23 protein-coding genes and 2 pseudogenes are annotated in these 26,100 nt (G+C 65.1%); 16 read left to right on the forward strand and 9 right to left on the reverse strand.

Annotation, left to right across the window (positions count from 1 at the left end):
- Nucleotides 1-86: 86 nt before the first annotated feature.
- The 6 genes from hemC to AC1RUK_RS29105 all read left to right on the forward strand — a co-directional run bounded on the left by hemC (nucleotide 87) and on the right by AC1RUK_RS29105 (nucleotide 6,166).
- Nucleotides 87-1,013: a hydroxymethylbilane synthase gene (gene hemC, locus AC1RUK_RS29080; protein ID WP_481837872.1), complete on the forward strand. Its 927-nt coding sequence runs from the start codon at nucleotides 87-89 to the stop codon at nucleotides 1,011-1,013.
- Entirely contained in the window at nucleotides 1,014-1,727 is a 714-nt protein-coding gene (locus AC1RUK_RS29085) for a uroporphyrinogen-III synthase (protein WP_481837871.1), read from the forward strand.
- Nucleotides 1,728-1,832: 105 nt separating this feature from the next.
- Nucleotides 1,833-3,302, forward strand: a complete 1,470-nt coding sequence (locus AC1RUK_RS29090; RefSeq protein WP_481837870.1) for a COG4223 family protein — start codon at nucleotides 1,833-1,835, stop codon at nucleotides 3,300-3,302.
- Between the two features lie 10 nt (nucleotides 3,303-3,312).
- The gene (locus tag AC1RUK_RS29095; protein ID WP_481837869.1) at nucleotides 3,313-4,926 is read left to right on the forward strand and encodes a heme biosynthesis protein HemY; all 1,614 of its coding nucleotides are present in this window, start codon (nucleotides 3,313-3,315) and stop codon (nucleotides 4,924-4,926) included.
- A gap of 36 nt (nucleotides 4,927-4,962) precedes the next feature.
- Nucleotides 4,963-5,442 carry a tellurite resistance TerB family protein gene (locus tag AC1RUK_RS29100; RefSeq protein ID WP_481837868.1) on the forward strand — a complete coding sequence of 160 codons (480 nt, stop codon included), beginning with the start codon at nucleotides 4,963-4,965 and terminating at the stop codon, nucleotides 5,440-5,442.
- A gap of 7 nt (nucleotides 5,443-5,449) precedes the next feature.
- Nucleotides 5,450-6,166, forward strand: coding sequence for a glutamine amidotransferase (locus AC1RUK_RS29105; RefSeq protein WP_436169803.1), 717 nt, complete (start codon nucleotides 5,450-5,452; stop codon nucleotides 6,164-6,166).
- Between the two features lie 3 nt (nucleotides 6,167-6,169).
- Here AC1RUK_RS29105 and AC1RUK_RS29110 read toward each other — a convergent pair whose 3' ends face one another.
- On the reverse strand, nucleotides 6,170-7,408 hold the full coding sequence (locus tag AC1RUK_RS29110; protein ID WP_481837867.1) for an MFS transporter: 1,239 nt from the start codon (nucleotides 7,406-7,408) through the stop codon (nucleotides 6,170-6,172).
- 158 nt (nucleotides 7,409-7,566) lie between these two features.
- Complete coding sequence (locus AC1RUK_RS29115) at nucleotides 7,567-7,992, reverse strand: Lrp/AsnC family transcriptional regulator (RefSeq protein ID WP_436169801.1); 426 nt, start codon at nucleotides 7,990-7,992, stop codon at nucleotides 7,567-7,569.
- A gap of 137 nt (nucleotides 7,993-8,129) precedes the next feature.
- Between AC1RUK_RS29115 and ocd the strand changes: the two genes are divergently transcribed.
- Nucleotides 8,130-9,182, forward strand: a complete 1,053-nt coding sequence (gene ocd, locus AC1RUK_RS29120) for an ornithine cyclodeaminase (RefSeq protein WP_481837866.1) — start codon at nucleotides 8,130-8,132, stop codon at nucleotides 9,180-9,182.
- A gap of 2 nt (nucleotides 9,183-9,184) precedes the next feature.
- Nucleotides 9,185-10,107: pseudogene (gene ctlX / locus AC1RUK_RS29125) on the forward strand (citrulline utilization hydrolase CtlX).
- A gap of 17 nt (nucleotides 10,108-10,124) precedes the next feature.
- Here the strand turns inward: ctlX and AC1RUK_RS29130 are convergent.
- The 6 genes and pseudogenes from AC1RUK_RS29130 to AC1RUK_RS29155 all read right to left on the reverse strand — a co-directional run bounded on the left by AC1RUK_RS29130 (nucleotide 10,125) and on the right by AC1RUK_RS29155 (nucleotide 17,579).
- Nucleotides 10,125-11,227, reverse strand: a pseudogene (locus tag AC1RUK_RS29130) (aminotransferase class I/II-fold pyridoxal phosphate-dependent enzyme).
- Between the two features lie 137 nt (nucleotides 11,228-11,364).
- Nucleotides 11,365-11,829 carry a Ros/MucR family transcriptional regulator gene (locus tag AC1RUK_RS29135; RefSeq protein ID WP_436169797.1) on the reverse strand — a complete coding sequence of 155 codons (465 nt, stop codon included), beginning with the start codon at nucleotides 11,827-11,829 and terminating at the stop codon, nucleotides 11,365-11,367.
- A gap of 116 nt (nucleotides 11,830-11,945) precedes the next feature.
- Nucleotides 11,946-12,650: an ROK family protein gene (locus AC1RUK_RS29140; protein WP_481837865.1), complete on the reverse strand. Its 705-nt coding sequence runs from the start codon at nucleotides 12,648-12,650 to the stop codon at nucleotides 11,946-11,948.
- 18 nt (nucleotides 12,651-12,668) lie between these two features.
- Nucleotides 12,669-14,045, reverse strand: a complete 1,377-nt coding sequence (gene zwf / locus AC1RUK_RS29145) for a glucose-6-phosphate dehydrogenase (RefSeq protein ID WP_481837864.1) — start codon at nucleotides 14,043-14,045, stop codon at nucleotides 12,669-12,671.
- Between the two features lie 11 nt (nucleotides 14,046-14,056).
- Nucleotides 14,057-15,070: a phosphogluconate dehydrogenase (NAD(+)-dependent, decarboxylating) gene (gnd, locus tag AC1RUK_RS29150; RefSeq protein WP_481837863.1), complete on the reverse strand. Its 1,014-nt coding sequence runs from the start codon at nucleotides 15,068-15,070 to the stop codon at nucleotides 14,057-14,059.
- A gap of 91 nt (nucleotides 15,071-15,161) precedes the next feature.
- On the reverse strand, nucleotides 15,162-17,579 hold the full coding sequence (locus tag AC1RUK_RS29155) for a glucan 1,4-alpha-glucosidase (RefSeq protein ID WP_481837862.1): 2,418 nt from the start codon (nucleotides 17,577-17,579) through the stop codon (nucleotides 15,162-15,164).
- Between the two features lie 224 nt (nucleotides 17,580-17,803).
- Between AC1RUK_RS29155 and AC1RUK_RS29160 the strand changes: the two genes are divergently transcribed.
- Entirely contained in the window at nucleotides 17,804-19,072 is a 1,269-nt protein-coding gene (locus AC1RUK_RS29160) for a sensor histidine kinase (protein WP_481837861.1), read from the forward strand.
- On the forward strand, nucleotides 19,072-19,812 hold the full coding sequence (locus AC1RUK_RS29165) for a response regulator transcription factor (protein WP_481837860.1): 741 nt from the start codon (nucleotides 19,072-19,074) through the stop codon (nucleotides 19,810-19,812). Before AC1RUK_RS29160 ends, AC1RUK_RS29165 begins: the two co-directional genes overlap by 1 nt.
- 28 nt (nucleotides 19,813-19,840) lie before the next feature.
- Here AC1RUK_RS29165 and AC1RUK_RS29170 read toward each other — a convergent pair whose 3' ends face one another.
- Complete coding sequence (locus AC1RUK_RS29170) at nucleotides 19,841-20,179, reverse strand: putative quinol monooxygenase (protein ID WP_481837859.1); 339 nt, start codon at nucleotides 20,177-20,179, stop codon at nucleotides 19,841-19,843.
- A gap of 159 nt (nucleotides 20,180-20,338) precedes the next feature.
- Here AC1RUK_RS29170 and AC1RUK_RS29175 point away from each other — a divergent pair, with 159 nt between their 5' ends.
- From AC1RUK_RS29175 to AC1RUK_RS29200, 6 genes are all read left to right on the forward strand, one after another.
- A complete protein-coding gene (locus tag AC1RUK_RS29175) occupies nucleotides 20,339-20,533 on the forward strand; it encodes a tautomerase family protein (RefSeq protein ID WP_120014410.1) in 195 nt (64 codons plus the stop codon).
- Entirely contained in the window at nucleotides 20,533-21,423 is an 891-nt protein-coding gene (locus AC1RUK_RS29180; protein ID WP_481837858.1) for an SMP-30/gluconolactonase/LRE family protein, read from the forward strand. Before AC1RUK_RS29175 ends, AC1RUK_RS29180 begins: the two co-directional genes overlap by 1 nt.
- 139 nt (nucleotides 21,424-21,562) lie before the next feature.
- Nucleotides 21,563-22,576, forward strand: coding sequence for an ABC transporter substrate-binding protein (locus tag AC1RUK_RS29185; protein WP_481837857.1), 1,014 nt, complete (start codon nucleotides 21,563-21,565; stop codon nucleotides 22,574-22,576).
- Between the two features lie 49 nt (nucleotides 22,577-22,625).
- A complete protein-coding gene (locus tag AC1RUK_RS29190) occupies nucleotides 22,626-24,140 on the forward strand; it encodes a sugar ABC transporter ATP-binding protein (RefSeq protein ID WP_481837856.1) in 1,515 nt (504 codons plus the stop codon).
- Nucleotide 24,141: 1 nt separating this feature from the next.
- A complete protein-coding gene (locus tag AC1RUK_RS29195; RefSeq protein WP_481837855.1) occupies nucleotides 24,142-25,122 on the forward strand; it encodes an ABC transporter permease in 981 nt (326 codons plus the stop codon).
- Nucleotides 25,123-25,125: 3 nt separating this feature from the next.
- A complete protein-coding gene (locus AC1RUK_RS29200; RefSeq protein WP_481837854.1) occupies nucleotides 25,126-26,073 on the forward strand; it encodes an ABC transporter permease in 948 nt (315 codons plus the stop codon).
- The last annotated feature ends 27 nt before the right edge of the window (nucleotides 26,074-26,100 follow it).

Here is a 26,100-nt window from a genome sequence, read left to right on the forward strand (position 1 = left end):
CGCTGTCCCTAGAGATTGTATGCCAGACCTTTCCCCGTTAGGAGAAGACCCTGAAACCTGCCGGGGGTTATCACGGACCGCGCGCCATGCAAACAACCTTGAAAATCGGAACACGCGGCAGCCCGCTGGCGCTGGCCCAGGCGCATGAAACGCGGGCGCGGCTGATGGCGGCACACGGCCTACCGGAGGCGGTGTTCGAGGTGGTGGTCATCTCGACCAGCGGCGACCGCATCCAGGACCGTCCGCTGTCGGAAGCCGGCGGCAAGGGCCTGTTCACCAAGGAAATCGAGGAGGCACTGCTCGCGGGCAAGATCGACATCGCCGTGCATTCGTCGAAGGACATGCCGACGCTGTTGCCGGACGGGCTCGAGCTGTCCGCGTTCCTGCCGCGCGAGGACGCGCGCGACGCTTTCGTTGGCAAGACGGCGAAGAGGATCGCCGACCTGCTGCAAGGCGCGAAGGTTGGGTCGTCCTCGCTCCGGCGGCAGGCGTTGATCCGCCGCATGCGGCCGGATCTCGACGTGGTGATGTTTCGCGGCAATGTGCAGACGCGGCTGCGCAAGCTGGACGAGGGCGTCGCCGACGGCACCATTTTGGCCTATGCCGGGCTGAAACGGCTCGGGCTCGAACACGTCATCACCGATTTGATGCCGCTCGACATCTTCCCGCCGGCGCCGGGGCAAGGTGCGATCTGCATCGAAAGCCGCATCGGCGACCGTGACGTGGAAAAGATGCTGTCGGCCATCCATGATGTGCCGACCGGGCAGGCGCTGGCCTGCGAGCGCGCTTTTCTCGTGGCGCTCGACGGCTCCTGCCGCACGCCGATCGCCGGCCATGCGACGATAGCAGGCGAAACGCTCTCCTTCGCCGGGTTGATCATCTCGCCTGACGGCACGGCCTCGCATGAGGTCGAACTGGACGGTCCCGCGAAGGACGCTGCGCGGATCGGCGCGGACGCCGCCAGGACGGTGCGGGCCAAGGCCGGCGAAGCATTCTTCGACGGCTGGGCCTAAATGGTCCGCGTCCTGGTGACGAGGCCGGAACCGGGCGCGACGCGCACGATGCGGCGGCTGCAGGACGTGGGTTTTCAGCCGATCCTGCTGCCGCTGACCGAGACGGTGGCGTTGCCGGTCGACGCCCGCGCTGCCCCAAGCGATGCGGCGGTCGCGGTCACCAGCGCCAATGCGGTGCGCCATGCGCCGGAAGAGCTCATCGCGGCGCTCGCTGCCTTCCCCTGCCATGCCGTCGGCAACAGGACGGCGGAAGCGGCACGCAAGGCGGGTTTCCTGTCGGTCAGCGAAGGTCCGGGCGATGCCGCCGCACTGGCCGACGCGATCGCTGCCGGCTATTCGGCAAGGACGATCGTCTATCTCACCGGGCGCGTGCGCTTGCCGGCCTTCGAGGAGCGGCTCACGGCAGCCGACGTCAGGGTGCGCGCCATCGAGACCTACGACACGCTTGCGCTGGATTATTCCGACACGGACCTGCTTGCACGCCTGTCCAGCCGGCCGGTCGAGGTGGTCCTGCTCTATTCGGCCGAGGCGGCAGCGGTGACGCAAGCCCTGATCCGCCGGCCCGCTTTGCGTGATCTTTTTGAAAAGACCGTGTTTTTCGCTCTGTCGGGACGTATCGCCGCAGTCTTCGAAAGCATCGCCGGGTCAAGGATCCGGATCGCGACGGAACCGCAGGAAGAGGCGTTGCTGGAGTTGCTGCGGGCATGGCGCTGAACCCGCGTCATCACACCGCCCCTTTTCACCGCTTGGTGATGTGCTAGAGCATCCTTAGTTCTAGACCCTTTTGAACCATCCCAAGCGAATTTGCGGAGCCCAAGCATGGTCAAGACGCCGAAGATGCGACATTCGAAAAGCCGCCGCGAGCCGGTAACGATCGAGCTCGAACCCGGCGCCGTGTCGCGCATCGTCGACGAGGATGCAGCGAAGGCTGATGCCGAGGCGAAAGCGGAGGATGCCGTCGATGCGTCGCAGCCGGAGGCTCCGGAAGAGCCCGTCCATGCCGACCAGACCGACCTCGAGCCGTGGGAACACACCGACGCGGCGGCGCAGGCCGGCGCGGAGCAACCTGCGGAAGCTTCCCTAAAAGGTTCCGAGGAACCGGAAGCCGCCTATCCTGGAACCGCGAAGGCGGCGCCGGAACAGCCAAAAACCTCCGACTACAGTTTCGAGGACGCATCCGCCAAGCCGGCCGAAGAGAAGCCGAGGACGAGCCAGGCCCGAAACGAGTATGTGGCGCCACCGCCGAAGCGCAGCGGCATCAACGGCATTGCCGCCGGCATCATCGGCGGCGTCATCGCGCTGGCCGGTGCCGGCGGGCTGCAATTCGCCGGCCTGCTCGGCGCGCCCGGGTCGGGAGCCGGTGGCGTGTCGCTCGACGGCTTCAGTGGCGAGATCGCCGCGCTGAAGAGCGAGATTGCCGGCCTGAAGGAAGCGGGCGGCAACGGCGATGCCTCGGCCAAGGTCGATGGCCTGTCATCGGCACTGGACCAGGTAAAGACCGACGTCGCGGCGCTGAAATCGGCGGTCGAGCAAGGCGGCGCCGGCGACAATGCCGGGCTTGCCGCACTCGGCGACAAGGTCAAGCAGATCGAGACGGCGGTTGCCGACCTCGGCAAGGCGAGCAGCACGGCGCCCGTCGATCTCGGCCCGCTCAACGAAAAGCTCGCCGGGCTCGAGGCGCTGGTGAAATCGGCCGGCGAGGCGGCGACGGCGCAGGACGGCCGGCTCACCGCGCTGGAACAGTCGGTGTCGCAGCTTTCCGGCAAGGTCGAGGCGCAGGCTTCGCAGCCGAAGATCGCTTTGGCCATCGCCGCCTCGGCGCTGAAGGCGGCGCTCGATCGTGGCGCGCCCTTCGCCGCCGAACTCGAGACCTTCGCGGCGATTTCGCCGGATGCGCCGGAGATCGCGACCTTGCGCGCCTATGCCGAGAAAGGCGTTTCGACCCGAACCGAGATCGCAGCCGAGGTCGATACCGCGGCCAATGCCATGGTCGCCGCCGCCACGCCCGTCGACCAGAACGCAAGCTTCCTGCAGAACCTGATGACGAGCGCCGAATCGCTGGTCAAGGTCAGGCCGATCGGCGCCGTCGAAGGCGCCGGCGCGCCCGAGACCGTGGCGCGCATGGAGGTGGCGGTCAACCAGGGCGACTACGCCAAGGCGCTCGCCGAATACGAGACCTTGCCCGAAGCGGTGAAAACGGCCGGTGCCGAGTTTGCCGGCAAACTGAAGGCGCGCCTCGAGGTCGAAAAGCAGATTGATTCGCTGATTGCCGGTGCGATGAAGGCGTGAGGAAAATCCGATGATCCGCATCCTGTTTTTCCTCGCCGTCGTCTTCGCGCTCGGTCTCGGCTTCGCCTGGCTGGCCGATCGGCCCGGCGAGATGCTCGTCACCTTCAACGGCTACCAGTATCAGGTCAGCCTGATGGTGGCGGCGGTGGCGGTCGTTGCCGTCGTCGCCGCGGTGATGATCTTCTGGTGGCTGATCAAGTCGCTGTGGAACAGCCCCTACACCATCTCGCGCTATTTCCGTGTGCGCCGCCGCGACCGCGGCTACCAGGCGCTGTCGACCGGCATGATCGCCGCCGGCGCCGGCGATGGCGCGCTGGCCCGCAAGAAAACCAAGGAAGCGGCAAAGCTGATCCGCTCCGACCAGGAGCCGCTGATCCATCTCCTGGAAGCGCAGGCCTCGCTGCTCGAAGGCGACCATGAAGGCGCGCGCGAAAAATTCGAGAGCATGCTCGACGATCCGGAAATGCGGCTGCTCGGCCTGCGCGGGCTCTATCTGGAGGCCGAGCGCCTCGGCGACCGCAATGCCGCCAGGCATTATGCCGGCCGCGCCGCGGTGATGGCGCCGCAGCTGGCCTGGGCCGCCGAATCGACGCTGGAAGAATTGACCGGGCGCGGCGACTGGGACGGCGCGCTGAAGCTGGTCGAGGCGCAGAAATCGACCCGACAGATCGAGCGCGATGCCGCCAACCGCCGCCGCGCCGTGCTGCTCACCGCCAAGGCGCAAGCGCTGATCGACAGCGATCCCAATGCAGCGAGGACCGCCGCGCTCGAGGCCAACAAGCTCGCTCCCGATTTCGCGCCGGCAGCCGTCGCTGCGGCAAGCCTGCTGTTCAAGCAGAACGATGTGCGCAAGGGTTCAAAAATCCTCGAGACGGCGTGGAGGGCCGAGCCGCATCCGGAGATCGCCGGGATCTACACCCATGCCAGGCCGGGCGATGCGGTGCTCGACCGGCTGAGCCGGGCAAAGAAGCTGCAGGAGATGAAGAAGAACCATGCCGAGTCCTCGCTGACGGTGGCGCGCGCCGCGCTCGACGCGCAGGATTTTGCCACGGCGCGGCGCGAGGCCGAGGCCGCGATCCGCATGGATCGCCGCGAAGGCGCCTATCTGCTGCTGGCCGATATCGAAGAGGCCGAAACCGGCGACCAGGGCAAGGTGCGGCAATTGCTGTCCAAGGCGGTCAGGGCGCCGCGCGATCCGGCCTGGGTCGCCGACGGCGTCATCTCGGAACGCTGGGCGCCGGTGTCGCCGGTCTCCGGCAAGCTCGACGCCTTCGAATGGCGTGCGCCGATGGAGCGGCTGGGCCAGCTCATCGACAGCCACGAGGATTTGCCCCAGACCGCTGTGCCGGCCATTACGGCGCCAGTTGTATCGGTCAAGGAAAAGCCTGCCGATGTGATCGATCACCCGGCCGTCTCCGCCGGCAAGACGACCGCAGCGGCAGGGGCCGTAGCGGAAAGCGGCGAGGACCAGGTCACGCCGGTCACTGCCGCCGCCTTTGCCGCCGTGTCGTCCGATTCCGAAGCGGTCGAGCCGGCGGAGGAACTGGCCAGGCTGCCCGACGATCCTGGCGTCGACCCCGACGAAGAAGCGGAAAAAGCGCCACGCCGGTTCCGTTTGTTTTGAGGCTCGGCCAGGATTTGGCCGTTTGGGAATGATGTGATGTTCGAACGCGTATTGTCGTTTCTCAAGGATTTGCCGGGTGGCACCGGGGTTCGCGCAAACGCGGACGATCCGCGCATTGCCGCGTCGGCGCTGCTCTACCATGTCATGAGTGCCGACGGCGTGCGCCAGGACATCGAGTGGGAGCGGTTCAAGCAGGTGCTGGCGCAGAGCTATTCGATCAGCGGCGAAGAACTCGACGCACTGGCCGCCGCCGGCGAGCACGCCGACAATGAGGCGATCGACCTCTATGCCTTCACCAGCGTGCTGAAGCGCCATCTCGACGCCGAGGCGCGCAAGGCTTTCATCGGCCTGATGTGGGAGATCGTCTATGCCGACGGCGAGCTGCACGAGCTGGAGGACAACACGGTCTGGCGGGTCGCCGAACTGATCGGCGTCGAGCGCCGTGACCGCGTCGAGGCGCGCCGCAAGGCGGCCGCGCAAGCGCCGGGCGCCAGCGGAACCTCAAGCGACGAATAGGGTGCCGATGCCGCCCAAGCAGAGTTCGAAGCCAAGAATCCTGATCGTTCTGCATCAGGAGAATTCGAGCCCCGGCCGCGTCGGCCACATGCTGCTGGAGGAGGGGTTCGATCTCGACATCCGCCGGCCGCCGCTCGGCGACGAATTGCCCGGCACGCTGGACGGCCATGCCGGAGCCGTGGTGTTCGGCGGACCGATGAGCGCCAATGACGAGGACGAGTTCGTCCGCCGCGAGACCAACTGGCTCAACGTCCCGCTGAAGGAGAACCGGCCGTTCCTCGGCATCTGCCTCGGCGCGCAGATGCTGGTCAACCATCTCGGCGGCAAGGTCGAGGGTCATGGCGAGGGGCTGGTCGAGATCGGCTGGTATCCGCTGAAGGCGACCGAAGCCGGCAAGAAGCTGATGCACTGGCCGGAGATGGTTTACCAGTTTCACCGCGAGGGGTTTTCGCTGCCCAGGGATGCGACGCTGCTGGCGACCTCCGAGACATACCCCAACCAGGCCTTCCGCTATGGCGACAATGCCTGGGGCATCCAGTTCCATGGTGAATTGACCCGGGTGATGATGCAGCGTTGGGTGGTGCGCGGCGCGCATCGCTTCGAATTGCCCGGCGCCCAGCCCGGCCGCGACCATCTCGGCGGCCGGCTGATCTGGGACATGCATCTCAAGCGCTGGCTCGGCGAATTTTTGCAGCTGATTTTCGGCAGGCCGGCTGTTCGGTAGATTTCAGTTCCGTCCGTTCAGGTGGCGGACCTTCCTTAGCGCCGGAAACAGATAGGTCCACAACCCGACGACGGCCACCGCGCCGACGCCGCCGATCACCACCGCAGGCACAGTGCCGATCAGCGCTGCCATGGTGCCGGCGCGGAATTCGCCGAGCTCGTTCGAGGCGCCGACAAAGACCTGGTTGACGGCGTTGACGCGGCCACGCACTTGGTCTGGCGTCCACAGCTGGATCAAGGTCTCCCTGATATAGACGCTGAACATGTCGGTCGCGCCAAGGAAGACGAGGGCGAGGATCGACAGCCAGGTGATGGTCGACAGACCGAACAGCACGGTAAAAGCGCCGAACGCCGCTGCGGAACCCAGCATGATCATTCCCGCATGGTTGCGGATCGGATGGCCGACCAGCCAGATCGCCACCACGATTGCGCCGACGCTGGGCGCCGAGCGCAGCAGGCCGAGGCCCCATGGGCCGAGCTCGAGGATGTCGCGCGCATAGACCGGCAGCAATGCCGAGGCGCCCGAAAGAAGCACGGCAAACAGATCGAGCGAGATGGCGCCGAGCACGATCTTCTCGCCCCAGATGTAGCGGAAGCCGGCAAACAGCGTCTGCATCGTTGGCTTGTCGGTGGCGCTCTGCTGGGCCGGCTTCGGAATGGTGAAGATCAGCAGGGCGGCCACCGCCATCAGGATGGCGGCGGTGGCGTAGGCAGCTTCCGCCGAGAGGCCATAGAGCAGGCCGCCGGCGACCGGGCCGACGATGGTCGCCGTCTGCCAGGCGGACGAGTTCCAGGCAATCGCATTGCCGAAATCCTCCGGTGGCACCAGATTGGCGAACAGCGAGGACGAAGCCGGACCGAAGAAGGCGCGCACAACGCCGAACAGCGCGAGCACGGCGAAGATCGGCAGCGGACTGGCGAGACCGTGCAACGTCAAGACCAGGAGAACGAGTGCGCAGCCTGCCTCGATCAATGTCGACAGTCCCATGATCAGGCGGCGGCCGAAGCGATCGGCGACGACGCCGGTGACCAGCACCAGGAGCAACGACGGCAGGAACTGGACGATGCCGACAATGCCAAGATCGAAGGGATCGCGCGTCAGGTCGTAGATCTGCCAGCCGACCGCGACGGAGACGATCATGGTCGCGAATGTGCCGAGGAAGCGCGCCGTCCAGTAGCTCAGGAAGGCTTTGTGCCGGAAGGCGGCATAGCGCTGGTCCGGTGATATCTGTTCTGCTGTCATGGAGAGCGGCCCCGTTGCGAAGACATCGGCCGGCGGGGCACTTCCACGATGGGCGCTGTTCCGGCCAAGGAGACTCTAGCTCAGTTCGTCGCAGCGTGTGCGCTAAAATTGGCGCTGGACCAAGTATTTTCTGCCGACTGCAAGCTTTGGCGAAAGGCTCAAACGCTGCTCAGCATCAGGCTGGTTTCGCTGTTGAGGATGCCATCGATTGCCCTGACTTCGCGCAGCACACGGTCGAAGTCCGAAAGGCTCGCCGCATGGATCTCGGCGATAAGATCCCAGGTCCCGTTGGTCGTATGCAGCGAATACAGTTCCGGTATGCCGCGCAGCCGCTTAATGATCGTGGTGGTGGATTTTCCGGCGACTTCGATCATCATGATGGCGCGGATGGCGCGATCGTCTATGTCTTGGCGCACCCGGACGGTAAAGCCGAGCACTGCGCCCGACGACAGCAACTTGTCCAGCCGCGCCTGCACCGTTCCGCGCGAAACAGCGAGCACATCCGCAAGCTTGGAAATGGGCGCGCGGCCGTCCTCCCTGAGGACCGAGATCAGCCGGCGATCGATTTCGTCGAAGATATGCATGGCAATGTTGCAAGCTCGTAGTGATCAGATCGCCCGATTCTAGCGTCAGTTTTGAACACTTTGCAGATTTCTTGTGAATTCTGCTACCCCTAAGCTCTCGCCTCGTCAGAAAGTCCCACTCGAGGCGGAGCGCATGGATGGTGCAATATGTCGGCACGGCAAATCTGATACGGCTGGTCGATTCGATCGGGGTGGAACCCTTCATCGCCGGTCTGGCGGACTATATCGAGGCCGATTTCCGCCGCTGGGTCAGCTTCGAGAAATCTGCGCGCCTGGCCAGCCACTCCACTGATGGCGTGATCGAACTGATGCCTGTCAGCGATGGCGATCTGTACGGGTTCAAGTATGTCAACGGCCATCCCGGAAACACGCAGAGCGGACTGCAGACGGTGACCGCCTTCGGCATGATGTCGGACGTGGCGACGGGCTATCCGCGGTTCCTGTCCGAAATGACCATAACCACCGCCTTGCGCACCGCCGCCACTTCAGCGCTGGCGGCCAAACACCTGGCGCGCCGCGACGCCGCGACGATGGCCGTCATCGGACTTGGCGCGCAGTCGGAATTCCAGGCGCTGGCGTTCAAGGCGCTGCTGGGCATACGTGCACTGCGCGTCTTCGACATCGATCCAGCCGCGACGGAAAAGTTCCGCGCCAACATTGCCGGCCATGGCTTCGAAGTCGTCGCTGCATCCTCCACCGAAGAAGCGGTGCTTGGCGCCGACATCATCACCACGATCACAGCCGACAAGCTCTACGCGACGATCCTCTCCGACAACATGATTGGCGCCGGCGTCCACATCAACGCCGTCGGAGGTGACTGCCCCGGCAAGACCGAACTGCAGCGCGATATCCTGCTGCGTGCGGATACCTTTGTCGAATTTCCGGAGCAGACCCGCATCGAGGGCGAAATCCAGCAGATGCCGTCCGACTATCCGGTCACCGAACTGTGGCGGGTCATCGCGGGCCACGTGTCCGGCCGATGGAGTGACCGGCAGGTCACGATCTTCGATTCGGTCGGTTTCGCGATCGAGGATTTTTCCGCGCTCCGCTTCCTCATGGACAAGGTGCAGGACACCGATTTCTTCATCGACATCGACCTTCTGGCGCAGCCCGCCGATCCGCGAAACCTGTTCGGCCTGCTATCGGCGCCCGCCTCCAGCGGCCCGGTCTCGGCTTGCGCGGCGGGATGACCATGCGATCCATTTCCGCACAGGCGCCGCGCGGCGTCGTCATGATCCGCCCGCATCACTTCACCCCCAATGAGGCGACCGCCGCCGACAACGCATTCCAGAACCGCGACGGAACCCGGACAACTGCCTCCATCAGCGCCGAGGCCTACCAAGAATCGACACGCATGGTGGCGCGCCTCGAGGCGGTCGGCGTCACCGTCCATCTTTTCGAAGACGAGACCGACGGGCGTCCGGATTCGGTCTTTCCGAACAACTGGTTCTCTACCCACTCCGGTGGCCATATCGCGGTCTATCCGATGTTTTCGCCCAGCCGGCAGGCGGAACGGCGGTGGGACATCATCGAGTTCCTTAAGCGACACTACCGCGTCCAGGACGTCATCGACTATTCCGGGCTGGAGATGGCATCTTCCTCGAAGGCACCGGCGCCATGGTCCTCGACCATATTGAGCGCGTCGCCTATGCAGCTCGGTCGAACCGCACCAATGAGGCGGCGCTGGAACGCTTCTGCACTCATTTCAACTTCGAACCGATGCTTTTCGACGCCTTCGACCGATCCGGCCGGCCCATCTACCACACCAACGTCATGATGTGCGTCGTCACAGAACTGTGCCTCATCGGTCTTGCCAGCATCATGTCGGACCGCCGGCGGGCCGAAGTCTGCGAACGGCTCGAGGCCGGAGGGCGCATGGTCGTCGATCTGACAGCTGAGCAGATCGAGGCGTTCGCGGGCAACGCCCTTGAACTTCCAGGGGCGCGACGGCCGCGTGCTGGCGATCTCATCACGGGCGATGCGGTCGCTGCGACCTGACCAGATCGCCGCCATCGAGAACTGCATCGCCCCGGTCAGCCTCGACATTCCGACCATAGAACTCGCGGGCGGCTCGGCCGCTGCATGCTGGCGGGAATCCATCTGGCGCAGCGGTGAATCAGGGGCCGCGGCGCTCAGGCGCGCAGCGCGGCCGAAATGGCGTCGAGCCCGCCGCGCAATTCGGCTTCCTTCGGCCAGCCGAAGCCGACGCGGAAGAAGCTTTTCGGCATGTCGAACCAATGGCCGGGGCCGACATAGGTGCCGTGGTTCTCCAGCAGGTTCACATAGAAGCGGTCGAGGTCGAAGCCGGCATCGACATTGAGCCTGGGGAAGCCGACAACGCCGCCTTCCGGCCGCACCCAGTCAACCAATGGTTCGCGGTCGATCCAGGCCTGGACGATGTCGCGGCGCCTGGCCATATCGGGCAGCAAAGCCGCCAGGAAGGCGTCGCGTCGTACGAGCATGCCGCGCGCGATGCCCTCGTCGATGACGCTGCCGCAAATGCCGATCTGCTCCTTGGCGGCGAGGAATTTTTCCTGGAGTTCAGCGTCGCGGGTGAGCAGCCAGCCGATGCGAATGCCGGGAATGCCGAAGGCTTTTGACAGCGAGGAGACGCGCTGATCGCCCGCGTGCTCAGCGATGCCGCTGATGGCAGGCGCGTTCCATAGGAGAGGTCGCGATAGGTTTCGTCGACCAGCAGATGGCAGCTGCTGCGCTCGGCGAGCGCCACCAGCGCGTCGAGATCGGATCGCGTCATCATCGTGCCGGTCGGGTTGTGCGGGCAGGTGACGCTGATCAGCCTCGTGTTCGGCCGCATGCTGGCTGCGACACGCGCGACGTCGATGGCGAAGCCTGCGTCGAAATCGAGATCGACATAGGAGATGGCGCAGCCGATCGCCTTGGGCGTCTCGATGTTGGTGGCGTAGTTGGGCCTGATGACGACGAGGTGGTCGCGCTCCGACAGCAGCGAGGTCGAGATGATGAACAGCGCGCCGGCGGCACCCGCGGTGACCAGCACGTCGTCGGGCGAGATCCCCTCATCCTGCGCCGCGATCAGCGCCCGCAAGTCCTTGTCGCCGCGATGCTCGCCATAGAACAGCGTCAGGTCGGGCAGCGACAGGCCGATATCGGAGAGCCTCTGGTCGGCGATCGAGCTCTCGGAAAGATTGTAGCGGATACGGTCGTAGCCGTACTCCTCCGGCGCCTCTTTCTCGATCACCATCCTGGCATAGTTCATGGCTTCACCCCAAACAGCCTGTTTGGTGTATCCAAGCCATAAAAGCATGAAGCCTGCCAAGGCGGATTCGCCGGCAGGCTTCGGTTCCAGTCGCTCAAACCGTTGGCTCAGCGCCGACCGCGCCGGGCATCGGTTGCTCAAGCCGCGGCTTTGGCTTTCCTGCCCTTTGCCTTGGCTGGCGCCGGCGCGGCGGCCTTGCGGCCAAGGCCGATCGACTTCGCCAACTCGGAGCGCGAGGCCGCATAGTTGGGAGCGACCATCGGATAGTCGGACGGCAGGCCCCATTTGGTGCGATAGGCTTCCGGGCTTAGGCCGAAATGAACGCCGAGATGGCGCTTCAGCGATTTGAACTTCTTGCCGTCCTCGAGGCAGATGATGTAGTCCGGCGTCACCGACCTTCTGGGGTTGACCGCGGGTACCAGCGGCGCTGCCTCGGGGATGGCCGGTTGGCCGAGGCCGCTGATCGAGGCGCTGACGCTGGCGATGAGGTCGCTGAGGCCGGAAGCGGGCAGGCGGTTCTTCTCGACGTAGGCGGATACAATGTGGGCGGTGAGCTCGAGCAGGTCGATGTCTTTGCGAGCGTTATTGCTGTCGTCGGCCAATTTATCTCTCCGTCGGTGGGGGGTGGTGGCACTCCTAGTCGGCAAATCTGCCCGACGCAATGACTTCGTGCCGCATCACACGTAATTTTGAACAACTATACTGAATCGTAATACTATCAGACGATCAGCGCCTTGTCGCGCCACAGTCGAAATCCGCCCTCGAAAGCGCGCGTATTGTCGCCACGCCGCGAATCGGCAGGCAATTCGTCAAGCTTGTCGACATTGCCGCCGCCGATGACCACGTAGTCCGGCTGCAAGGCGGCGCGAAGCCGGTCGACAACATCGAAGACGTATCTGCGCCATTTCTTCTTGCCGCATTTTTCAAGACCGCGCTCGCCGACATAGTCCTCGAAGCTGCCGCCCTTCTTGTAGGGAAGGTGCGCCAGTTCCATCGGTTGGGCGACGTTGTCGACGATCATCGCCGCACCGAGGCCCGTTCCCAAGCCGAGAAACAGCATGCGGCCGCCCTCATAGCTGCCAATGGCCTGCATCAGCGCGTCGTTGACGACTTTCACCGGCTTGCCGAAGGCGGCGGCAAAATCATAGCCGGCCCAGCCCTTGCCGAGATTGGCGGGGTCGATCATCGGCCGGTTATGGGTCACCGGTCCGGGATAGCCCATCGCGACGACGTCATAGGGCAGGCCCTCGGCCAGCGTCTTCACCGCCGCCATCATCTGCTGCCGCGTAAGGCCAGGTCCGGAATCGGCGCGGCGCTCCTCGCCGCCGGCGCTGGTCAGGATCTTGACGTGCGAACCGCCGATGTCGATCGAGAGCACGATCTGTTCGCTGTTTGGTGTAGCCGGCTTTGCCGTCTTGGCCATCGCTTTGACTCTCGGAAATTATTTCGACGGATTGATCCAGCCGTTCGGCGGACCGAAACCGTTCATGGCCTCGGCCGGTCCCCAGGTTTTCGGCTCGTAGACATGCGGCGGCGTGGTGTCGCCAAGCACCGGGCCGACAATGCGCCAGGCAAGCTCGCTGGCGTCCTGGCGGGTGAACAGCTGGCGATTGCCGTTCATGGCATCGCCGATAAGCCGCTCGTAGGGCGGCATGTCGTCCTTGCTGTCGTCGAGGGCGGTGAGTTCGACCTGCTCGCCGACCATGTCGTCGCCGGCCTGTTTGCGTTGCGCGCCGATCGAGATCGCCACCAGCGGATTGATGCGGAAGCGCACGTGGTTGGCATCGCCCGGCTTGATCGGATCGAAGACGTCGAGCGGCGGCCGTTTCAGCCGCACGATCACCTCGGTGACGTGCACCGGCATGTTCTTGCCGGCACGGATGAAGAAGGGCACGTCCTGCCAGCGCCAGGTGTCGACGAAGAAGCGCACCGCGGCAAAGGTCTCGACCGGCGAGTTGGGCGCCACGCCGGGCTCGGCGAGATAGCCGGTGAACTGGCCGCGCACGACGTCGTCCTTGGTCAGCGTGCGGATTGCCCGCAGCACCTGCACCTTCTCGTCGATCAGATCGTCGGCGGAGCGGCCGACCGGCGGCTCCATGGCCAGCAGCAACAGGATGTTGAGCAGATGGTTCTCGATGACGTCGCGGATGCAGCCGACGTCGTCATAGAAGCGGCCGCGCCCTTCGACGCCGAAATCCTCGGCCATGGTGATCTGCACGCTCTCGACGAAGTTGCGGTTCCAGATCGGTTCGAGGAAGGAATTGGCGAAGCGGAAATAGAGCAGGTTCTGGATCGCTTCCTTGCCGAGATAGTGGTCGATGCGGAAGATCGACTGCTCGTCGAACACCAGGTGCAGCACGCGGTTCAGCCAGCGCGCCGATTGCAGATCACGGCCGAAGGGCTTTTCCACCATCAGCCGCGCGCCATGCGCGGTGCCGGACTGTTCAAGCCCCTGGACCACGGTCTCGAACATGGTCGGCGGCACCGCCATGTAGTGCAGCGGACGCTGCGCCGAGCCGAGCGCTGCCTTCAGCTTCTCGAAGGTCGCCCCATCGCGATAATCGCCGCTGACATAGCGCAATTGCGAAGCGAGCTTGGCGAAGACCTTCTCGTCGACTTTGCCCAGCGCATCGACGATGCCGTCGTGGGCACGCGCCTGCAATTTGCCGATGTCCCAGGGGTCGAAGGCGACGCCGATCACCGGCTCGGTGAGCGTCCCCTTGGCGACCATCTGGTAGAGGGCGGGAAAAATCTTCTTGTGGGCGAGGTCGCCGGTCGCCCCGAAGAGCACCAGCGTATCGGACCGTTCCTGGCTCATCTTGTTTCCCCTCAGGCGCCGGTCTTCGGCTTCTCGACATGGCCGCCGAAGGCATAGCGCATGGCGGACAGCAGCTTGTCTGCGAATTCGGATTCGCCCTGCGAGGAGAAGCGGTCGAACAGGGCCGAGGACAGGACCGGCGCCGGCACACCGGTGTCGATGGCCGCCTTCAGCGTCCAGCGTCCTTCGCCCGAATCCGAAACGCGGCCGCCGAACTGGGTCAGCGCCGAATCGGTTTTCAAGGCACCGGCCGTCAGGTCGAGCAGCCAGGAGCCGATGACGCTGCCGTGGCGCCAGACTTCGGCGACCTGGGCTAGATCGATATCGAACTGGTAGTATTGCGGGTTCTCCAGCGGACTGGTCTCAGCGTCGGCTGAACGCTGCCTTTTGCCGGCATTGGCCGATTTCAGGATGTTCATGCCTTCGGCATAGGCGGCCATGACGCCGTATTCGATGCCGTTATGGACCATCTTGACGAAATGGCCGGCGCCGCTAGGCCCGCAATGGAGGTAACCGAAGGGGGCGGTGCCGCCGTCCTTGGCCGGGGTGGCGCCGGCATCGGCGCCCGGTGCCAGCGTCGCGAAGATCGGATCGAGATGGCGCACCGCCTCGTCCGGGCCGCCGATCATCAGGCAGTAGCCGCGCTCCAGCCCCCAGACGCCGCCGCTGGTGCCGACATCGACATAGCTGATGCCCTTGGCCGCAAGCTCGGCCGCCTGGTCGACGGCGTCGTGGTAGTAGGAATTGCCGCCGTCGATGATGATGTCGCCGGGTTCCATAAAAGCTGCCACCTGGTCGGCGATCTTGCCGGTTATCGCCGCCGGCAGCATCAGCCAGGCGCTGCGCGGCTTGGCGAGCTTGCCGACGAACTCCTCCATCGACGCGGCGCCAACGGCGCCGTCCTTGACCAAAGCGGCGACGCTGGCCGCGTTGATGTCGTAGACGACGCATTGGTGGCCGTCGCGCATGAGGCGGCGCACCATGTTGGCGCCCATCCTGCCCAGTCCCATCATTCCGATCTGCATGGTCTCGTCCTGAACGTTTGAGGAATCGAAGGTCTAGTGGCCTGCTGGTTGAGCATGATCTTTTCCGAAAACCGGTTCCCACTTTTCGGGATCATGCTCTATCCGGCTCATCAATGCCGACGGAGAAGTCGACATTCTCCCAACGACCTGTGTCGGGCCAGAAAAAAGTGAAGACGATTGTACGACCCGGTGGAACGTCGCTAACCGGCAGGTCCACCAGATGGACGCCGAAGGCATTCTCGGCGGTTTTGCTGTCGTGGACGGTCAGCCATTTGTCTGTCGTCCAGTGGACCACGCCGCGCGCTGAGAGTTCCACGCGCAGCGCCTTACCGGCAGGGATGGTCCGGATCTTGTTGTTGAAGCGCCATATCCTGAGCGGCGAGACGGTCCTGTCCTCGATGTAGCGCCTGACGCCTTGCGGCGGCATGTCGAAGACGGCGCCGTCGCGGAGCGAACGCAGCAGCTTGACGTGCTCGGAATGCGCCCAGACCAGCGGCATGGCGCTGCCTGATGGCGCGCCGCGCCGCAATTCGCGTTCGGGCATGTCGGAGCCGTCCCAGACCTGCTCGGGCAGCAGGCCACCCGCTCCGGCCGAAGCTTCGAAGGTTTCGAGCAGGCGCGCCGCCTCGTCGTTGCGCCCGGCGGCGAGTTCGTAGTGGGCGCGCTCGCCGACCAGCAATGGCCAGGGCCGGCCGCGTCCGGTGCCATCGAAAGGCGCGCCGTCTTCGTGCTCGCCATAACCGTCGCCCGTATAGCGGTACCAGACCGGCCCCTGCGGCAGGTCGCAGCGCAGCGTGGCGTCGATCACCTTCAGCGTGTCGAGGATGCACGGATCGTCCGCCGCCCTCAGGCCGAAGCGCACCAGCGCCAGTGCATCGGGGCTGATGATCGCTTCTGCCGGACGGTTCGTATCGTCGGTCGGCCGGTTCTTGATCGGGACAAAACCGTCTTTCGGCGATGCGGCGCCTGAAGCGTCCGACGGTGCGATGCGGACATAGTAGCCTTTGACGCCGGCATCGGTGCACAGCGCCGTGCCGGTGACATAGGTCCAGCGCTCGATCTGGTCGTTCCAGCAATCGGCGGTCTCGCGCAGATATTTTGCCGGCTCTGTTTTTCCCGAGATATCGAACATGTCCGCCGCGGCGAGCAAAGCGACAGTCTCGACGGCAAGCGTGAACGGACTGTAGCCGGCGTCCTCCTCCCAGCGGTCTTCGCCGGTGACCGGGCCGTTGCGCACGACATAGGACGCGGCCAGCTCGATCATCGGCATGAAGGCGGAGAGTGCGGCGCCCGGGAGGTGGCCGGCGCGACGCAGCGCGTCGGCGAGCAGCAGCGGAAAGGCGCATTCGTCCATCTGTATGCCCGGCCAATAGGCCGAGCCGTCGAGCCAGGCGTTCTGCGGCCAATGGCCATCCGGCTGCTGGATCGAACGGAGATAGGCGAGGATGCGCAGCGTCTCATCGGGGTCGCCGGCGGCCAGGAAGCCGCCCGCCGACTCGACCAGGTCGCGCGGCCAGACCAGGTGGTAGCCGCCGAGATCTTCATCGCCCTTGCTGAAGCCCCAGGGGATCGACAGGCTGGCTACCGCCGCGCCCGGCACGGCGAACGACCGGTGCGCGGCCAGAACCGCGGTGCTGACGCGGTAGCTGTTGAGGCCGGACGCCGTACGGCGATCCATCGGCAGCAGGCCGTCCTGCCATTTGCGCCATCTCTGGACATAAGATTTTGCCACCGGCTCGAAGCCTCGCTTCAGGCTGGCGGAAGCGTTGTCCGCCGCTTCCTCGGGCGTCGCGCCGAAGCCGAGCGCCAGCAGGGCCTTGGTCGCCCCGGCGGAAAAGCCGATCTCGCCGGTCAGCGCCACATTGCCGTCTTCGGCCCTTTGGCAGGCGGGGTCGAGTCCACCACCATGTCGGAGCTGTTGCCAGCCGTCGGAGAAACCGACATAGCCGGCCGAGCAGGCGCCCCAAGGCAGCGAGGAGGCGAGCGCCAGAAAGACGCCGCGCCCGGTTGCGAACAGGACAGGCTTGCCCTTGTGGTCGCCAACCCAGGTGATATTGCCCATGCCGGCATTGACGAGGTGCGGCGCCAGCAGCGCGTAGACGCGGTAGTCGGCAGCCGAGCCTTTCAGCGGCGTGAAGGTGATCTCCTGCAGCAGAGCAGGGCATTTCGGGTCCGTAACGATGCGCTTTTCGATCCGCCAGCTTCCGTCGGCGGCGGTGTTGGTCAGGCTGTAGCCAGGCACGCCATCCTCGAACGGCGCGATCTCATGCCTGGCGTCGCGCTTTTCTTCGGAAAAAGTGCCGCCGGGACCGGTGACGATCAGCCCCAAGTCGCGCGTGCAGGCGCTGTCGAGGCGCGGATAGTAGATTTCGTTCAAAATGCCGTGGCTGATGGTGAACCAGACGCGGCTGGCCGCTGAAAGTGCGGTGCCGACGCCGCTCTTGGCGCTTGACGTCCAGCGCGCCGGGATTCCCGGGGCGCCCTGAGCAACAGTTGGCGTCGCTGCCATGAATTGGTCTCCTGCCGCCGTTCCTAAACCAGGAGCGGAAGCCTTTTCAATCGTCGCACCTGAAGTTGATCGCCTGCCGCAAGGGGAGGCGTCGTTGACAGCGGCATCGGCAAGTGTCCACTATTTCGCTGGCAGGGAGGACTGCAGGCAAACCGGGTATCGGCCGTGCGCTGGCAATGGCGTCGCGGCGCCCGGTCGATTTGCAGTGATGCCAGGGAGGAACCATGTCGGACGCATCTCCCCAGTTGATCGACCGGTTGGTGGCCATTTCGCGGGCGCTGGCCGGCCATATCGATACCGGCTCGGCGTTTCGGGCAACAGCCATCGAAATCGGCACGCTCATTCCGCACGATCACATCGATCTGGCGGTGCTGTTGCAGGACGGACGCCTGCACGCCTGCTACGAAGCCGGCTTTCACACCAGCTGGAGCGAACTGGCGCAGCATCCGGTGGAAGGCAGCCCGATCCGGCGTGTGCTGTGGGGCGAGACGCCCTACCTGTTGTCGGACAACGCGGTTGTCGACCCACGCTTCCACTTCGCAGGGGCGTTCGACGAGCCGATCTTCGCCGCCGAGCTGCGCAGCCGCATCATCGTGCCGCTCAGGGCGCGCGGCAGCATCATCGGTGCCCTCAACATCAGCCGGCACGAGGTCGGCTGCTACACGCTGGCGGACGTCGCGGTCGCCCAGCAATGCGCCGATCTGATCGCGCCCTACATCTTCGCGCTGATCCAGACCGAGGAGGCGCGGCGCGCCATGCTGGCCGAGAGCGAGGCGCGCAACCGTGCCGAACTCTTGCGGGTCGGCGCCTCGCAACTCACCGAGGGCATGGAGCGCGAGCGCCGCCGCATGGCCATGGACCTGCACGACCAGACACTTGGCGATCTTGCCCGCATCGCGCGCCAGGTCTCGGCGTTTCGCAGCCAGGGCGTGGCGCGAACCGCCCAGCTTGCCGATCTCGAGCAGGAGATCGCAAGCTGCCTGACCGAACTGCGCCACATCGTCGACGACATGCGGCCGAGCGTGCTCGAACTGTTCGGCCTGCGCGACGCCGTCGAGGCGCATCTCAACCGCAGCGTTGCCAGGGCCAGGCCGCCGATCGCGGTGCGCATCGCCGACACCAGCGACGGCTGCGCCGACGGCCTGTCGGAGACGATGCGCACGGCGCTCTACCGGATCGTCCAGGAAGCGATCAACAATGCGGTGCGCCATGCCGCACCCGGCCGCATCGAGGTGCTTCTGACATCGACCGAAAGCGTGTTCAGGGTTGTCGTCACCGATGACGGCCATGGCTGCGCCGCGGTCGATCCGGCCGCCCAGGGCGGCATCGGCCACATGCATACGCGGGCAGCCCTTGTCGGGGCGCGGCTAAGCTTCGAAGCGGCGAGCCGCAAAGGTGGCACGCGCGTGGTCATCGAGGTCGACCGCAGGCCCACCTTGGGCAAGGCCCAGGCCGCAATGCCCGGGGAACAGGCCGTGCCGGAGGTGGTGTGATGCTGGTGATGATTGCCGAGAATGACGGGCTGCACCGCACCTTCGCGCGCCGCACCGTCGAGCAGCTATGGCCCGGCGATGTCGAGGTGATCGAAGCCGGCGACGGCGCGGACGCCATCAGCCTGGCGGCCGAGCGCGAGCCGCCGCATGTCGTGCTCGACCTGCAGCTGCCCAAGGCTACGGGAATAGAGGTGGCGCGCGCGATCTGGAGCCGCCGCGCCGGCACCCACATCCTGTTCTGGTCGAATTTCGCCGACGAGGCCTATGTCCGGGGCGTGGCGCGTATCGTGCCGCCCGGTTCGGTCTATGGCTATGTGCTGAAATCGGCGACGGAAGAGGGCATGCGCTCGGCGTTGCGCGGCGTGTTCCGCGATGGCCACTGCATCATCGACCGCGAGATCCGCGGCATCCAGCACCGCGTGCAGGACCGCTTCGAAGGCATCACCGACGGCGAATATGAGAGCCTGATCGACATCGCGCTCGGCCTCACCGACAGGGCCATCGCCGCTCGCCGGGGCCTGTCGATCCGCGGCGCGCAGAGCCGCATCAAGCATGTCTACGACAAACTCGGCATCGTGCCGTCGGAGGAGGGCGCAGGCGAGGCCTCCGTCTTCAACTCGCGCACCCGGGCGATCTATCTTGCCATGGCGCGCGGCCTGATCAACATCGACGCGCTGCGCCGCGAGCAGGACCGGCTCGACGCCTGGCTGGCGCAGACGGCTCCGCTGCCGGATCAGTGATCCTCGATCATGGCCCTTGGACAGTCGCTCAGTTTGAGTGCTGACCGCTCTTTGCTGCAAGAGCAATCGGCTCGGTTTCGATCAGCCGAAGCGACCTTACCATGTCTGCCGTTTGCGTCTTGTACTTGAGAAAGTGCGGGGTGGTCAGATGGGCTTGGTAGGCGAGCGGGTCGGCGTAGCATTCGAACACGCGCACCGCTGAAGGCGTGCCCTTTACCGACACGGCGTAAAGGAACAGCACGCCGGGCTCGCGCTCTACAGACGTTACGATCTCTTCGGCAAGCAAGGCCTTGAACTCATCGATTTGATCAGGGTCGATCTCCAATTCCGCTATGCGGACGATTGGATCGATGTGAGGCTGTGCCATTGTCAGTTTCCTTACTTCCAGGGACGCCGCCCGGGCGTGCCCACGTCTTGATGGCGGCGACTGTGCAAACGCACAGTCGGCGTTGCGCTTTGAGCGGTATCGCGCCGTTGGCGCCGTGACTAGGTTCACCCCACAACAAGAAAATACCGGGAAGCGCTCATGCCGTTCGTCAACATACGAATACTCGAGGGCCATTCGCAAAAGCGCAAGGACGAGATCTCGCGCCGCGTCACCGAAGCAATCAGCGAGGTTGCGGAACTGCCCAGGGAAGCGATCTGGGTGGTGTTCGAGGACGTCGCGGCCAGCGACTGGTTCGTCGGCGGCACGGCCGTCGGAAAGCCGAAGAGCCAATAATGCCGATGTCGGCGGCAGCCCGCCATTCCGGCTTCGGCGATGTCGTCGGCAACGCCGCCATGGAGCGGCTCGCGACCGGCTTCAGCTTCACCGAAGGGCCGGTATGGCATCCCTATGAGAAATGGCTGGTGTTTTCCGACATTCCGGAAAGCCGCATGTACCGGCGCCTTGTCTCGGGCGAGATCGAGCCGTTCCGCGATCCAAGCCACAAGGCCAATGGCAATACGCTCGACCGCCAGGGGCGGCTGGTCACCTGCGAGCATGCGACAAGCCGCGTCACCCGCGCCGAGCGGGATGGCAGCATGAGCGTGCTGGCAACGCATCACGGTGACAGAGAGCTCAACAGCCCGAACGATGTCGTCGTCGCCACGGGCGGGGCGATCTACTTCACCGATCCGAGCTTTGGACGCATGGAATTCTACGGCGTGCCGCGTCGCCAGGAGCTGTCCTTCCAGGGCGTCTATCGCATCGATGGCGACGGCGCCCTTCTGACGTTGCTTGCCGATGATTTCGTGCAGCCGAACGGGCTGTGCTTTTCGCTGGACGAGTCGCGCCTGTTCATCAACGATACCGAGCGCGGCCATATCAGGGTGTTCGGCGTCGAAGCGAATGGCGACCTGAATGGCGGCGCCGTATGGGCCGTGACCGAGGGCAGCGAGCCCGGATCGCCAGACGGGATGAAGATCGACAGCCGCGGCAATCTCTATTGCACCGGCCCGGGCGGCATCCATGTCTTCGATGCGTCGGGCGATCTTCTGGGTGTCATACGCACGCCGGAATGCTGCGCCAACTTCACTTTCGGCGACGAGGATCTGAGGAGCCTCTACATCGCCGCGTCGACTTCGCTTTACCGGCTAAGGGTTCGTGTGCCGGGACTGAGGCTGTTTTGAGCGCGTTGGCGCTCAATTCGGGATGGCCGCCGATCCAAGGTCCGGCGGCAGCGGTGCCGAGGCATCGTGGCATGGAGGTGTGCCGGACGCGATCCGGCAGGAATTGCAGCAGTCAACAACATCTGGGAGGATTTTTGCGATGAAGAAACTACTCGTGCTGAGCGCTCTGGCGGCAATGCTTGCCTCGGGCACGGCGCTGGCCGACACAAGCGGCAAGAAGATAGCCTTCTCCAACAACTATGCCGGCAATTCGTGGCGCCAGGCGATGCTCGACAGCTACGACATCGTCACCAAGAAGGCGGTCGAGGACAAGGTGGTCGCAGCCGCCGACATCTTCACCACGGCCGACAAGGAAGTGCCGACCCAGGCAGCCCAGGTGCAGAACCTGATCCTGCAAGGTTATGACGCCATCGTCATCAATGCCGCCTCGCCGGATGCGCTCAACGGCGCCATCAAGCAGGCCTGCGACGCCGGCATCGTCGTCGTCTCCTTCGACGGCATCGTCACCGAGCCCTGCGCCTACCGCGTCGTCGTCGACTTCAAGGACATGGGCAGGCAGGAAGTCGAGCAGATGGCCAAGTTCCAGCCCAAGGGCGGCAATTTGCTGGAAATCCGTGGCCTGGCCGGCACGTCGATCGACGATGCCATCCATGCCGGCATCCTCGAAGGTGTCGCCGCCCATCCCGAGTTCAAGATCGTCGGTTCGGTCACCGGCGACTGGGACCAGACCACGGCGCAGAAGGCCGTGGCGACGATCCTGCCGTCGCTGCCCGACATCGTCGGCATCGTCGACCAGGGCGGTGACGGCTATGGCGCCGCCCAAGCCTTCGCCGCTGCCGGCAAGCCGCGCCCGACCATCATCATGGGCAACCGCCAGGACGAATTGCAGTGGTGGAAGGAACAGAAGGACAAGGACGGCTACCAGACCTGGTCGGCGTCGATCGCGCCCGGTGTCTCGTCTCTCGCCTTCTGGGTGGCGCAGCAGGTCCTCGACGGCCGCACCGACATCCCGCACGATCTGCTGGTGCCGTATCTCGCCTTCACCCAGGACGATTTCGAGGCGGCGCTGCCGAAGATCGTCAAGGGTGGCGTCGCCAGCCACGAATACACGCAGGAAGACGCCATCGCGGCGATCAAAGCCAACATCAAGTGAGCATGGCACGATCGTTGCCAGCCGCATCGCCAACCGGATATCGTTGAGCATGCCTCAGGCAAACGCGGACATCATCAGACTGGATGGCGCCGAAAAACATTCCGGCGCCGCCAACTCTTTCATCATCAGACTGGACGGCGCCGAAAAACATTTCGGCGCCGTCCGGGCTCTCAGCGGCGTCGACTTCCATGTCGGCGCCGGCGAATGCGTCGGTCTCGTCGGCCACAACGGCGCCGGCAAGTCGACGCTCATGCATATGGTGGCCGGCACGCTGGTGCCCGACAGCGGCAAGATCGTGGTGCGCGGGGCCACCGAGGAAAACTTTTCGGTGCCGCGTGCGCAGCAGCTCGGCATACGCTGCGTGTTCCAGGAACTGTCGCTCTGCCCCAATCTCAGCGTTGCCGAGAACACCCGCATCAACCACCCGTCGCTCACCGGCTTCGGCTGGCGGCGCAAGGCGGCCGACCTGATTGCCGCCAAATTGGATGAGATTTTCCCGGACCATGGCATTTCCGCCTTCGACATTGCCGGTGATCTTTCCATCGGCAGGCGGCAGATGGTGGAGGTGGCGCGCGCCTTCACGCTGACGCAGGATCCGCTCGAACTGGTCATCCTCGACGAGCCGACCTCCTCGCTCGATGCGCATACGGCCGGCCAGTTGCTCGCCTTCGTGCGCCGCTTCGTCGCCGCGGGCGGCAGCTGCATCCTGATCTCGCATGTGCTGGGGGAGGTGCTGCAGAACGCCGACCGCATCGTGGTGATGCGCGACAGCAAGGTTGTCGCCGCCGACACAGCAAAAGCGTTCGACCGCGACAGGCTGGTCACGGCCATGGGCGGCGCCGAGGGACATCAGAAGGCAGCGGCCGAGACCGCGAAGACCGAGGCCGGCCCGTTGCGGGTCCGCGCGCGGCCCGCGCGGCAGCAGGACGGCAAGGAGCTTGTCGCGCATGCCGGCGAGATCATCGGCCTGGCCGGGCTTGCCGGCCATGGCCAGACGGATCTGCTATTGGCGATCTTCACCGCCGCCCAGCGCGCCAAGGCCGGCATCGAGGTGACCGCCCCGGTGGCGCTGGTCGCCGGCGACCGCCAGTCGGACGGCATCTTTCCGCAGTGGTCGATATCGGAAAACATCGGCATCCGCTCGCTGGCGCGGCTGCGCAGCGGGTTTTTTATCTCACCGCAGCGCGAGGCCGAACTCGCCGACTTCTGGCAAAAGAAGATCGGCATCCGCACCCCCGACATGACCAACAACATCTTCTCGCTGTCCGGCGGCAACCAGCAGAAGACGCTGTTCGCCCGCGCGCTCGGCTCAGACGCCGAGATCGTTTTGATGGACGATCCGATGCGTGGCGTCGACATCGGCACCAAGCTTGAAGTCTACGACCTCGTCCGCGAAGAGGCACGCAAAGGCCGCACCTTCCTCTGGTACACCACCGAAACCGAAGAGCTCGACAATTGCGATCATGTCTATGTCTTCAAGAACGGCCGGATCGTCGCCAATCTGAGGCGCGACGAACTGACGGAGGAAAAGATCATCCAGTCCTCGTTCGGCGACGCTGCCTGAGATGACAGCCGCGGCCATCGAAAACCAGCTCAAGGGCGCTTCGACGCGCAACGCGGCGGCGCGGGCGCGCATGCTACGCAGCCTGCTGCCGGCGCTGTCGCTGGCGCTTGTGCTTTTGGCCATCGCCTGGCTCAACCCGCGCGCCATCAGCTATTTCGGCTTCAGCCTGATGCTGAACCTGGCGATCCCGATCGCACTGGCGACGATCGCGCAGATGTTCGTCATCGCCGGCAACGAACTGGATCTGTCGATCGGCACCTTTGTCGGCTTCGTCGGCTGCGTCACCGCGACATGGCTGAAGGACGCGCCGCTCCTCGGCATCGTCGTTCTCGCCGGCTCGATCGGCGTCTACGCGCTGCTCGGCGCGCTGATCCATTTGCGCAATCTGCCGTCGATCGTGGTCACGCTCGGCATGAGCTTCGTCTGGCAGGGTCTTGCCATCCTCATCCTGCCGAAGCCCGGCGGCAAGGCACCGGACTGGCTGCTGTCGCTGATGGCGTTCAAGCCGCCTTTCATCCCCTTCCCGATCATCGCGGCGCTGCTGATCGCGGCGGTCGTGCATTTCGGCCTGATGCGCACTTCCTATGGCGTCATCCTGCGCGGCTCCGGCGGCAACGCCGCGGCGCTGAAGCGCGCCGGCTGGTCGCTGCTCAAGACCAAGGTCGTGCTTTTCGCGCTGACCGGCCTGTTTGGCGTGCTGTCCGGCATGGCGCTGATCGGCATCACCACTTCGGCCGATGCCAATATCGGCAATGGCTATACGCTGCTTGCGATCGCCGGCGTCATCCTCGGCGGTGGCGAATTCGTCGGTGGCCGGGTGTCGCCGATCGGCGCGGTGCTCGGCGCGCTGACGCTGGCGCTGGCCGCTTCGCCGCTGCTCACCTTCATGCACATTCCGCCCGACTGGCAGGTCGCGGCCAACGGCGCCATCCTCATCATCGTGCTGGCGGCCCGCGTGCTGATCAGCCGCCGGGAGAGGTGAGCGATGGCTTCGCTGCGGATATGGCTCGCCAAACCGTGGATCTGGTCCTTCATCGGCGCGGCTCTGGTGTGGCTGGCGACGGTCGCCTTCACCGGCGGCTATGGCGGCGGCGGCATGATCACGGCCGCACTCTCGCTCGCCGTCTTCACCGTCATCGTCGGCGTCGGTCAAATGTTCGTCATCACGCTCGGGCCAGGCAATGTCGACCTGTCGCTGCCGGCCAATATCGGCCTCGCCAGCGCGGTCGCCATGAAGGTGATGGACGGCAATGATTCGATGATCGTCGTCGGGCTGCTGGCGGCGCTCGCTTGTGGCATGGCGATCGGCGCCGCCAACTATCTGCTGATCTGGGCGCTGCGCATTCCGCCGATCATCGCCACCCTGTCGGCCAGCTTCATCATCCAGTCGATCGACATCAGCTATGGACGCGGGCTGCAGATCAAGCCGCCGCCGGGCTTCGCCGATTTCACCAACCGGCAGGTCCTTGGCATTCCAGTGCTGGCGATCCTGACGGTGCTGTTCACCATAGGTGCAGCCATCGCGCTGCAACGCATGATCTATGGCCGCTCGGTGCTGGCGATCGGCCAGAACATCCGTGCCGCCTGGCTGGCGGGCGTCAATGTCGGCCGCATCCGCTTCCTCACCTACACGCTGTCGGGCATGCTCGGCGGCCTCGACGGGGCGCTGCTCGCCGGTTATTTCCGCGGCGCCAATGTCGATATCGGCAATGAGTACCTGTTGGCCTCGATCGCCGTCGTCGTCATCGGCGGCACGTCGGTGGCCGGCGGCAAGGCCAATGTGCCGGGCGTGTGGGGCGCGGCCCTGTTCCTGGTGCTGCTGCTCACCATGCTCAACACGTTCGGTGTCAGCGCGGGTGTCCGCCTGCTGCTGACCGGGCTGATCATCGTCGGCGTCATCACGGTGGCCGGCGGGCAGAAGGCGCTGCGCTGAGGTCAGGCGGCTTTCGCTGATTCAGCG

It is taken from the genome of Mesorhizobium monacense (genome assembly GCF_056781675.1).